Origin of the sequence: Mameliella sp. AT18 (assembly GCF_028807275.1) — a bacterium.
GTDB classification, from domain to species: Bacteria; Pseudomonadota; Alphaproteobacteria; order Rhodobacterales; family Rhodobacteraceae; genus Antarctobacter; species Antarctobacter albus.
The window spans coordinates 1-9743 of sequence record NZ_JARAMO010000318.1 but is presented as its reverse complement, the minus strand read 5'-3'; the positions used below and the strand labels follow the sequence as shown (position 1 = coordinate 9743).

The 9743-nt window shown below is 66.1% G+C and carries 10 protein-coding genes; 4 read left to right on the top strand and 6 right to left on the bottom strand.

The annotated features are described in order from the left end of the window. Positions 1–206: 206 nt before the first annotated feature. From PVW46_RS27355 to PVW46_RS27345, 3 genes are read right to left on the bottom strand one after another with little or no spacing between them, the layout of a single operon-like run. The gene (locus tag PVW46_RS27355) at positions 207–1136 is read right to left on the bottom strand and encodes a site-specific tyrosine recombinase XerD (RefSeq protein ID WP_069211398.1); all 930 of its coding nucleotides are present in this window, start codon (positions 1134–1136) and stop codon (positions 207–209) included. Next, the gene (locus PVW46_RS27350; protein WP_069211397.1) at positions 1133–2605 is read right to left on the bottom strand and encodes a hypothetical protein; all 1473 of its coding nucleotides are present in this window, start codon (positions 2603–2605) and stop codon (positions 1133–1135) included. Before PVW46_RS27350 ends, PVW46_RS27355 begins: the two co-directional genes overlap by 4 nt. After that, positions 2595–2744 (bottom strand): hypothetical protein, encoded by a 150-nt coding sequence (locus PVW46_RS27345; protein WP_162846261.1) that lies wholly within the window; start codon positions 2742–2744, stop codon positions 2595–2597. The genes PVW46_RS27350 and PVW46_RS27345 overlap by 11 nt, the downstream gene beginning before the upstream one ends. Before the next feature lie 96 nt (positions 2745–2840). On the opposite strand from PVW46_RS27345, the gene PVW46_RS27340 reads away from it, so the two are divergent. Both PVW46_RS27340 and aroB read left to right on the top strand, forming a co-directional pair. Next, positions 2841–3413, top strand: a complete 573-nt coding sequence (locus PVW46_RS27340) for a shikimate kinase (RefSeq protein WP_043139333.1) — start codon at positions 2841–2843, stop codon at positions 3411–3413. Then, positions 3410–4522, top strand: a complete 1113-nt coding sequence (gene aroB / locus PVW46_RS27335) for a 3-dehydroquinate synthase (RefSeq protein ID WP_069211396.1) — start codon at positions 3410–3412, stop codon at positions 4520–4522. Before PVW46_RS27340 ends, aroB begins: the two co-directional genes overlap by 4 nt. Before the next feature lie 6 nt (positions 4523–4528). Here aroB and PVW46_RS27330 read toward each other — a convergent pair whose 3' ends face one another. Together PVW46_RS27330 and ssb are read right to left on the bottom strand one after the other, a co-directional pair. Then, a complete protein-coding gene (locus tag PVW46_RS27330) occupies positions 4529–5590 on the bottom strand; it encodes a site-2 protease family protein (protein WP_043139326.1) in 1062 nt (353 codons plus the stop codon). A 171-nt stretch (positions 5591–5761) separates the two neighbouring features. Beyond that, positions 5762–6304 carry a single-stranded DNA-binding protein gene (gene ssb / locus PVW46_RS27325; protein ID WP_043139324.1) on the bottom strand — a complete coding sequence of 181 codons (543 nt, stop codon included), beginning with the start codon at positions 6302–6304 and terminating at the stop codon, positions 5762–5764. 200 nt (positions 6305–6504) lie between these two features. Between ssb and PVW46_RS27320 the strand changes: the two genes are divergently transcribed. Together PVW46_RS27320 and PVW46_RS27315 are read left to right on the top strand one after the other, a co-directional pair. Next, on the top strand, positions 6505–7065 hold the full coding sequence (locus PVW46_RS27320) for a lytic transglycosylase domain-containing protein (protein ID WP_043139433.1): 561 nt from the start codon (positions 6505–6507) through the stop codon (positions 7063–7065). A gap of 101 nt (positions 7066–7166) precedes the next feature. After that, the gene (locus tag PVW46_RS27315) at positions 7167–8132 is read left to right on the top strand and encodes a hypothetical protein (protein WP_274578266.1); all 966 of its coding nucleotides are present in this window, start codon (positions 7167–7169) and stop codon (positions 8130–8132) included. Between the two features lie 75 nt (positions 8133–8207). Here the strand turns inward: PVW46_RS27315 and PVW46_RS27310 are convergent. Continuing rightward, on the bottom strand, positions 8208–9743 hold a 1536-nt coding region (locus tag PVW46_RS27310; protein WP_274578265.1), incomplete at its 5' end, for an ABC transporter ATP-binding protein.

Sequence of the window (9743 nt, the reverse complement as noted above, 5' to 3'; positions counted from 1 at the left end):
TCCCTCGCTTTTTGAGGGCCTGAGCCAGCGCACGGGGCTTTGAAAGGGCAAGCCGCGCGGGGCGCGGGCCTGCGGCCCCTTGCAAAGCCCCGCGCCCCGGCCCTGATCGGCCTCAAGCGATGGAGGGCTCCTGGGAACAGGCTGCGCGCCGGTTCGCCGTGAGTGCGATCTGTCCGGCCGGCGCCCCGTTGTCGCCGGGCGCGGTATCAGTCGTCTTTTGCAAGCGGATGGTGATCCAGCACCAGGTCGCGCAGGCGTTCTTCGAGCACATGTGTGTAGATTTCGGTCGTGGCCACGTCGGCGTGGCCCAGCAGGGTCTGGATGGCGCGCAGGTCCGCGCCATTGGCCAGGAGATGCGTGGCGAAGGCATGGCGCAGGGTGTGGGGCGTGACTTTATCCGGCGAGACGCCGGCCTCGACCGCGAAATCCTTGATCAACATGTAGAAGGCGTGACGGGTCAGGTGCCCCGCCTTGCCCCTGGATGGAAAGAGAAAGCTGGAGGCCGGTTTGCCCCGTGCCTTCGCGCTGTCCTCCTGCGCCTCGCGGGTGGCGAGCCAGTCGGCGAGGGCGATCCGGGCCGGGGGAGAAAGCGGGACCATGCGTTCCTTGCCGCCCTTGCCGCGGATCAGCAACATCCTCGGATCGCCCCGGGCCGCGGCCAGCGGCAAGGAGACAAGCTCGCTGACCCGCATGCCCGTCGCATAGAGTACCTGCATCAGGCAGGCGTTCCGGCTGCGGTCGGCGGCACTGCGTCCATGTGCCTGCGCGGCCTCCAGCAGGCGGTCGACCTCGTCGACCGAGAGCGTCTTGGGCAGGCGCTTGTCGCGGCCCGGGCCGGCGATCTGCAATGCCGGGTTGTCCTGGCGCATCCCTTCCTCGAAGGCGAAACGGTAAAGCTGTTTCACGGCGGACAGACGGCGCGCGCGGGTGGCTTTGGACAGGCCCTGAGCGTCGCAATGCACGAGGTATGCCGTGATGTCGTCCTCTGACGCGCTGGCGAAATCCTTGCCCGCGTCCGTCAGCCAGTCCTGGACATGCGCCAGGTCGCGGTCATAGGCGGCAAGGGTATTGGCGGCCGCCCCGCGTTCGGCGGCCAGCGCCTCGAGGAACAGCGGCACCCAGCGCGCCGGTGTCATCGGCGGGCCCGTTCGGCATCGAGGATCATCAGTTCCAGCGCCGAGCGCCGGGCGAGGTCCTCCAGCCCCAGGCTGCGGAAGGCGGCAATGGCATCGGTCAGATCCTGTCCGTTGCCCGCCGCGCCGGAGGCAAAAAGCACCATCGCGCGCAGGATGACCTCACCCAGGCGACCCTCGGCCAGCTGCGATCGGAGCGTGCGGGGCATGGCCGCGCCGGAGAATCCCGCAGCCACGGCCTGCGCATGGGGCAGGTCGGCCATTTCCGCCGGGGCCAGGCCCCGGGCAATGGCGGTCAGGAAACGGGTCTCGCGGCTGCCGTCGGTCAATTCCAGCGCCAGCGCCTCGTAGGCGGGCGACAGGAAACCCGCGCGGCGAGCAAGACCGGCGGCACGTCCGTCCATCGAGATTTCCGACAGGCGTTCGCCGTAAAGCTCTGCAAAAGGCACCAGAAGGCGGCCCGACGCCATTTGCGGCCAGACCCGTTCCAGTTCCTGCGCGATCGCGCCGGGCGTCCCCCGGTTCAGGGCCCGTTCGAAATCCTGCAAGGCATCGACCCGGTCCCAGACGCCGCCCGAGGCGGCGGGCTGGCGCAGGGTGTAGATGCCGAGCAGGCGGTTGGCGGGCAGGCTGCCGGCCCGTGCGAGCCGTTCGGCGGCCTGAATCTGGGCGCGCCAGCCATTGTCTCCGCCCAGGTCGAGGACCGCGAAGGGCAGGGGCAGGGGCGCGGTGGGCAGCGGCTCTCCCAGCGCTTCGAACAGGCGGAATTCCAGGGGTGTCGGGCGCACGGGCGGGAGGAGCGGTGCATCACTGGCCAGTTCGGGGTCCAGGAACCGGGTCAGCAGCTCGGCCCGGCGTCCGCGTATGTCGCCCAGGGTCTGCGCGCTTTGCAGGACCAGCGCCGCACGGCGCCAATCGCCGTCGCGGGCGGTGCAGAAAATCCGCAGGGACAGGTCGTCACTCAGTCTTGGCTGCGCCGAGAGCGCCCGGCAGACCGGCGCGGATTCCCCCAGCAGCAACGCCAGGTCGGACCAGATCGAGAAGAGATGCGGGTCCTGCACCCCGGTGATGTCGAGCAATGCCAGAGCCTCTTCGACAAGGCCCTGGTCTTCGAGCCAGGTGAGGCGCGCGGTCAGATGGGCCAGGTCGCGATCGTCCGCCGGCGGATCGGCTTCGGCCAGCATCATCACCCGCATGTGCGCCCGCAGCGCGGGAACCGGCAAGTCCAGCGCGCGGATCAACCCTTCGAGCGTTGCCGGATCCGACCGGCGCCACATATCCGTGGTCAGACCGGTCAGGCGCGGTGACAACAGCCCCGCGGCCCCGGGATTGGGCGCCGAAAGCGGGGCTTCGTCGACCCGGGGCGGATTGGCACTTTGTGCGACCGGGGCATCCTGGGCCGCCACCGTTCCGGCCAGAAAGAGCGCGGCGCAAAACGCCAGCGGCAGGCTGTGGCCCGGTTCAACCGTCATCGAGTTGCACCGGCAACCGGCGCTCGGACTGGGGCGGGCTGAAATCCGCTCCGAAGAAGGGTCCGACATAGGCATAGGCGACAAGCGCCAGCGCCCCCAGGACCAGCAGATAGAATAGCCATTTGATCAACCGCCCCATTAGGTCGCGCCCCCTGCCTCGTCTTTTTTCAACTTATACCTAGCCTTTTTGTCGCGATCACGTCATTCACGCAACAGGTTAAGCGATGGGCGAGGGATGGCCGAAGGCACGGTTCACAAGGGTTTGATCCTGCACAAGACAATTGTCTTCGTGGGCATGATGGGGGCAGGCAAGACGGCGGTGGGCCGGACGCTGGCGGCACAGCTTGGCGTCATGTTCCGCGATTCGGATCACGAGATCGAGGAAGCCGCCAACATGACCATCGCAGAGATTTTCGCCCGCGATGGCGAACCCTTTTTTCGACGCAAGGAAAGCCAGGTGATCGAGCGCCTGCTGGAAGGCAAGCCCGGCGTCCTGTCGACCGGCGGCGGGGCCTTTTTGTCCGCAGACAACCGCCAGATGATCTCGCGCATGGGGGTCTCTGTCTGGTTGGATGCGGACCTGGATCTGTTGTGGGAAAGGGTGCGCCACAAGGACACCCGACCGCTGCTGCGCACGCCAGATCCCAAGGGCACGTTGCGGCAACTCTACGAGGCAAGGGTGCCGGTCTATGCGCAGGCTGATGTGGCGGTGCCTTCGGCACCGGGCTTGTCGCTGGACCAGATGGCAAAGCGGGTCAAGGCCGCGCTGTTGGACAACCGGCCGGACGTGCTGGAGAAGGTGGAATGATCGAGACGGTGAATGTCCCGTTGCCGGGACGCGAATACGAGGTGCGCATCGGCGCCGGTCTGCTGTCGCGGGCCGGGGCAGAGATCGCGCCGCTGCTGAAACGCCCGCGCGTGGCCATTGTCAGCGACGAAAATGTCGCCGCGTCGCATCTGGCCACGCTGGAGGCGGCGCTGGCCGCCGAAGGTATAGAAAGCGTGGCCCTGACCCTGCCGCCGGGCGAGGCGACGAAAGGCTGGCCGCAGTTCACCCGCACCGTCGAATGGCTGCTGGAACAGAAGGTCGAACGGCGCGACATCGTGGTGGCCTTGGGCGGTGGCGTGATCGGTGACCTCGTGGGTTTTGCCGCCGCGGTCCTGCGCCGGGGGGTCCGTTTCGTGCAGATCCCGACCAGCCTGCTGGCACAGGTCGACAGTTCGGTGGGCGGCAAGACCGGCATCAACGCACCCCAGGGCAAGAACCTGATCGGGTCCTTTCACCAGCCCGCGCTGGTTCTGGCGGACATCGGCGTCCTGGAGACCCTGACACCGCGCGATTTCCTGGCCGGATATGGCGAAGTGGTGAAATACGGGCTGCTGGGCGATGCGGCGTTCTTTGACTGGCTGGAGACCAACGGCGCCAAGGTCGCCGGGGGTGATCGTGACGCGCGGGCCTATGCGGTGCAACGCTCGGTCGAGATGAAGGCAGAGATCGTCTTGCGCGACGAGACGGAACAGGGCGACCGGGCGCTGTTGAACCTTGGCCATACCTTCTGTCACGCGCTGGAGGCGGCAACGGGCTATTCCGACCGCCTGTTGCACGGCGAGGGCGTGGCGATTGGCTGTGCGCTGGCTTTTGAGCTGTCGGCCCGGCTTGGCCTCTGTTCGCAGGAGGATCCCAGCCGGGTCCGGGCGCTGCTGAAGGACAGCGGAATGCGCTGCGACCTGGCCGATATCCCGGGCGACCTGCCGGATGCGGATGCGCTGCTGGAACTGATGGGGCAGGACAAGAAGGTGGTGGATGGCCAGCTGCGGTTCATCCTGGCACGCGGCATCGGCGAGGCCTTCGTGACCTCCGATGTGCCGCGCGACATGGTTCGCACCTTGCTGGCAGAGCAGCTTTCCGACCGCTGATCCCGGTCACTTTCGGCTGCGCAGCACCATCAGTTCGCCCAGGTTCTCCGAGGTGACATAGCCCACGACGTGCCCGCCGGCGTCTGTTGCCGCGACGGCGGGTGCCTGTTGCAGCGCGTCCATCGCCTTGGCCAGCGGGGCCGACAGGGGCAGGGCCGGGACCTCTTCCATTTCTTCGCCGACGGGATGGGTGTTGTGCCCCTCGGCCATCGCCCGGAACAGGGCCTGCCGGGTCAGGAACCCGGCCAGCCGCCCATCGCCATGCAGGACGGGAAACTCATGCTGCGTGGTGCGGATCAGGGTCTGGGCGGCGACATGCATCGGGTCCGAGGGCGACAGGCTTTCGAAGCTGGTGATGACCGCGTCGCGCAGGTGCAGGCCCTCGGCCAGGTCGCGGCTTTCGACGTCCCGCGCCTCGGCCTGGGCGGCGACAAAGATGAAGAGCGCGATCAACAGCAGGATCAGGTTGCCCGAGGTCAGCCCGAGGAAGCCGAAGAGAAAGGCCGCGATCTGGCCGGCTGTCGCGGCGACGCGGGTGGCGCGCACCCGGTCCATGCTCATCGACAGGGCCGCCCGCAGCACGCGCCCGCCATCCATCGGGAAGGCCGGGATCAGGTTGAAGACCGCCAGGAAGAGGTTCACCGCCGCCAGCCGGCCCAGGAAATCCTGCGGATTCGTCGGATCGGCCAGGGCTTCCATCTCTGTCGAGGCGCCAAAGACGATCAACAGGCCCCAGATGACCACGTTCACCGCCGGACCGGCCAGGGCCACCGCGATCTCATGTGCCGGATTCTCGGGCATCCTTTCCATCCGGGCCATGCCGCCGATGGGCAACAACGTGATGTCCGGTGTCTTGATGCCATAGCGCCGTGCCATCAGCGCGTGGCCGTATTCATGCGCCACGACACAGCCGAACAGCGCCAGGATGAACAGCGTGTTGTCCAGCGCCGCCGCCGGGCCACTTTCCGCCCAGGCGGCGGCAGCCACCCAGGCCAGCAGCAGGAAAAAGGTCGCGTGCACGCGCAGTTCGGACCCAAGCAGGTGGCCAAGGCGGAAGGTCCAGGTCATGTCGTCTCCTGTCGGACAGTCTGTATCGCCAGAGATAAGACCTGATCCGGCGCGGCGCTACCGTGCGCAACGTCACGCCCAAAAAAACGAAACGGCGCCTGCCGCTGGGCAGGCGCCGTATGAATGTCCGGCCAGGTCTGGCAAGGCCGACCGACCGGCCGACCATGCACATCAGAACGGGATTTCGTCGTCGATGTCGCGCGCGGGCGCCCGGGACGGACCCGAACCGCCGCCAGAGCCGCCACCCGATCCACCGCCGTAACCCGGATCGTCGTAGCCGCCGCGGTCGTCGTAGCCACCGCCACCACCACCGTAGCCGCCACCCGATCCGCCGCCAAAGCCACCACCGCCGCCGCCTTCGCTACGGCTGTCGAGAAGGGTCAGTTCACCGCGGTAGGGGCGCAGTACGACCTCTGTCGAATAGCGGTCCTGACCGTTCTGGTCCTGCCATTTACGGGTTTCCAGCTGGCCCTCGATATAGACCTTGGACCCTTTGCGCAGGTATTGCTCGGCGATGCGGGCGAGAGGTTCCGAAAAGATGGCAACCGAGTGCCATTCGGTCCGCTCGCGGCGCTCGCCGGTGTTGCGATCCTTCCAGTTTTCCGAGGTGGCGATGCGCAGGTTGCAGACCTTGCCGCCGTTCTGGAAGGTGCGCGTCTCGGGATCTCTCCCGAGGTTGCCCACCAGGATCACCTTGTTCACGGAACCGGCCATGTATCTCCCCTTCGAATCTCATCGGCGCTGATCCGCCGAGACTACACCCATCATGGAACCACGCGAAAGGTGCGCCCCGGCGGCACTGGCGAAATCGCCGAAAATGCGTATAGTCGCAACCGTAAGTTTTGATTTAGGGGGATAGTGGCATGCTGCGCGCGGGTTTTCGCACGGCCGGATTGGGGCTGGCCCTGGGGGTCATGGCAGGAGGCGCATGGGCCGACGTCCTGTCGACCAAGAACCGATCTCACATCTTTTCCAGTCAGACCAAGGTGCTCGATAACCGGGCGGCGCAGCAGTACAAAAGCTCTATCCGGCTGCAGCCGCCAAAGGTGGTCACGCCCACCAAGTGGGGTCCGGATACCGATGGCGATTTGCCCGTCTACCGCGGGCGCTACAACGGGGAATATGCCCAGATGGCGCGCGTGGCCGCGCGCAAGCACGGCATCCCCGAAGACCTGTTCCTGCGGCTTGTGAACCAGGAATCCCGGTTCAATCCCAAGGCAAAGTCGCACAAGGGCGCAATCGGGCTGGCCCAGCTGATGCCGGACACCGCGCGGCGCCTGGGGGTCGATCCGCATGACCCGGCGCAGAACCTCGAAGGCGGAGCGCGCTACCTCAAGCAGCAGTTCCAGAAGTTCGGCAGCTGGCGCCTGGCGCTTGCGGCCTACAATGCCGGTCCCGGTGCCGTGACCAAGCACAAGGGTGTGCCGCCGTATCGAGAGACCCGCAACTACGTCAAAATCATTCTCGGGGGCTGACGCGGGCTCAAACCGGGCCGAAGCCGGCGCGGCTTAAACCTTGGTTATGCCTTTGCTGCCAGACTGCATTCCGTCGTCGCTCTGATCGCGGGAACGGTGGAATGGGGAATCATCACTTGTGGTGGATCTTGAACGCGGGGCGCCGGGGCGCTGCGCTGATATGTCTTGTCCTGTCTTTGCAGGCCAGTGCCTCTGCGGTCGTGGCCCAGGGGTGCCAAGTGCCCGGAGAGTTGATGGGCGTCGCCCGCACGCTTGCGGTTCTGCCTGCGGATCGCTCCGATCTGCCGCCGGCCATGACGGCCCGGTTGGGGGCCCAGCTGGACAGCCTGTCAGAGGCGCGAATCCTCGACGCCCTGAACGACAGCGGGCTGGAAAGTGTCAGCCCCGTTGCCATCAACGTCCTGGCCGAGGCCGAGCGGTTGGCAAATGGGGGCCAATACAATCCGGCCCGCCTGTCGACCCTGTTGCGCGACCTTGACCAGCAGACCACGCTGGCCTGTGTGACATCCGGGACGTCGATCTTTCAGCGCATGCAAAGCGGGCGCGACGGCGGTGTCTTTTCCAAGGCCAGCGGCGCCTGGTCCGAGATCGAGCGTCGCGCGCAGGAGGAAAAGCTGTTTGCCGCCGGTGCGGTCGTCGTTCTGATGGTCGGGTTCATTTCCTTGCTGGTGCTGATCGACACCGGGTATCGCTGGATCATGGCGTTGCTTTACAACCGCAAGGCCTGTCGCATTGCCGCCGACCTCGAGGTGGGGGGCAAACTGGTCGAGGGGCTGGTGATCACCCTGGGCAAGGGCGGGTGCCGCTTTCATCCGCTCAGCGCCAAGGCCTTTGACGCCGTCCTGCCCCAGTTGCGCGGTTCGGGGCCGGTCAGGCTCCGGATCGAGGGCGAGGAATTGCAGGTGCAGGGCAGTGGCATACACGAGCTCTATACCGATTTTCTGTTCCTGCGCCCGATCACGCTGAAACAGCAGCGCGATCTGCTCGAACACTCGTCGATCTCTCCCTACCATATCCGCAAGGCGCGCGATGGCGGAGAACGCGAGGCGAGACGCCTGGTCGGCTAGGGTACTCTGACTACCCTGGTCGCGCGGCTTGGCATGGAGCCTGCGCCGGGCCACCTGGCCCGGCGCAGGGCAGGATCATTCCGCCGCGATCTTGATGACCGGTTCCATCGCGTCAAATTCGCTGTCCGCGAGGTGGCACTTGATCTGGTGACCATCGGCCATCACGCGCACCGGCGGCACTTCCTTGTCGCACAGCCCGCCGGGAACCTTGTCCTTCCAGCGGCAGCGCGTCTGGAATGGACAGCCAGGGGGCGGATTCATCGCCGAGGGAATGTCGCCTTCCAGCACAATATGGGTCTTTTCCACATGCGTGTCGGCGATCGGCACCGCCGACAGCAGCGCCTCGGTGTAGGGGTGATAAGGGGGCGAGAAGACCTGGTCCGTGGTGCCCAGCTCGACCACATGACCAAGGTACATCACCATGACCCGGTCGCTGAGATAGCGCACGATCGACAGGTCGTGGCTGATGAACAGAAGCGTCGTCTTCTGCTCGCGCTGGATCTCCATCAGCAGGTCCGTGACCGCTGCCTGAACCGACACGTCCAGCGCCGAGACGGGCTCGTCCGCCACGACGATCCGCGCACCGCCGGCAAAGGCCCGCGCGATCCCGACCCGCTGTTTCTGACCGCCCGACAGCTGGCGCGGCATCCGCTCGGCAAAGGCGCGCGGCAGCTTCACCAGGTCCAGCAGACGCAGCATCTCCTGCCGGCGGTCCTCGTCGGAATTACCGTGTTCGAAGATCTCCAGCGCCCGCATGATCTGCCGCCCCACCGTCATCGAGGGGTTGAGCGTGTCGAAGGGGTTCTGGAACACCATCTGCACGTCCGCCACGGTCTGCGTGTCGCGCCGTTCGATGGGCGTGCTTTCGATGTTGCGGTTGTCCAGAAGGATCTGTCCGTCCGTGGCCGTTTCCAGCCCCATCAGCACCTTGGCAAAGGTCGACTTGCCGCAGCCGGATTCGCCGACGATGGCCAGCGTCTCGGATTCGCGCGCCTCGAAACTCAGCGTCTCGTTGGCCTTGACCACCTTCTTTTCGCCGGAACTGCCGAACAGCGCGTTGGCGGCAACCTCGTAGTATTTCTTGAGGTTGTCCATCTTGAGCACGACTTTGCCCGGTTCTGCCTTCTCGTTGGTCGATGTGCTGACCAGCGGAGCGTTCCAGTCGATTTCCTGGAACTTCAGGCAGCGTGAGCGGTGCCGGTCGTCGCCGGGGACGTCTTCCATTGGAATCCGGTCCATCGCGTCGCAGCGTCCGGCCTCGAAATAATCGCAGCGGGGACCAAAGTTGCAGCCCGGCGGGCGTTCATGGGGCAGGGGAAAGTTGCCGGGAATGGCCACCAGCGGGCGCGCGTTCTTGTCCGCGCCGGGCAGGGGGATCGAGCGGAACAGCGCCTGCGTGTAGGGGTGCTGCATCTTGTCGAACACGTCCTCAATGCTGCCGGTCTCGACCGCTTCGCCGGAATACATCACGCAGATCCGGTCGCAGGTCTCCAGCACCAGGCCCAGGTTGTGCGAGATGAACAGCATCGAGGTACCGTATTTCTCGCCCAGTTCCTTGACCAGCTGCACAACCGCGGCCTCGACGGTGACGTCCAGCGCCGTGGTCGGCTC

Bases quoted from the DNA above. Each gene is read 5' to 3' on its own strand.
- PVW46_RS27355 (WP_069211398.1), bottom strand. From the start codon at position 1,136: ATGACACCGGCGCGCTGGGTGCCGCTGTTCCTCGAGGCGCTGGCCGCC.
- PVW46_RS27350 (WP_069211397.1), bottom strand. From the start codon at position 2,605: ATGACGGTTGAACCGGGCCACAGCCTGCCGCTGGCGTTTTGCGCCGCG.
- PVW46_RS27345 (WP_162846261.1), bottom strand. From the start codon at position 2,744: ATGGGGCGGTTGATCAAATGGCTATTCTATCTGCTGGTCCTGGGGGCG.
- PVW46_RS27340 (WP_043139333.1), top strand. From the start codon at position 2,841: ATGGCCGAAGGCACGGTTCACAAGGGTTTGATCCTGCACAAGACAATT.
- aroB (WP_069211396.1), top strand. From the start codon at position 3,410: ATGATCGAGACGGTGAATGTCCCGTTGCCGGGACGCGAATACGAGGTG.
- PVW46_RS27330 (WP_043139326.1), bottom strand. From the start codon at position 5,590: ATGACCTGGACCTTCCGCCTTGGCCACCTGCTTGGGTCCGAACTGCGC.
- ssb (WP_043139324.1), bottom strand. From the start codon at position 6,304: ATGGCCGGTTCCGTGAACAAGGTGATCCTGGTGGGCAACCTCGGGAGA.
- PVW46_RS27320 (WP_043139433.1), top strand. From the start codon at position 6,505: ATGGCAGGAGGCGCATGGGCCGACGTCCTGTCGACCAAGAACCGATCT.
- PVW46_RS27315 (WP_274578266.1), top strand. From the start codon at position 7,167: ATGGGGAATCATCACTTGTGGTGGATCTTGAACGCGGGGCGCCGGGGC.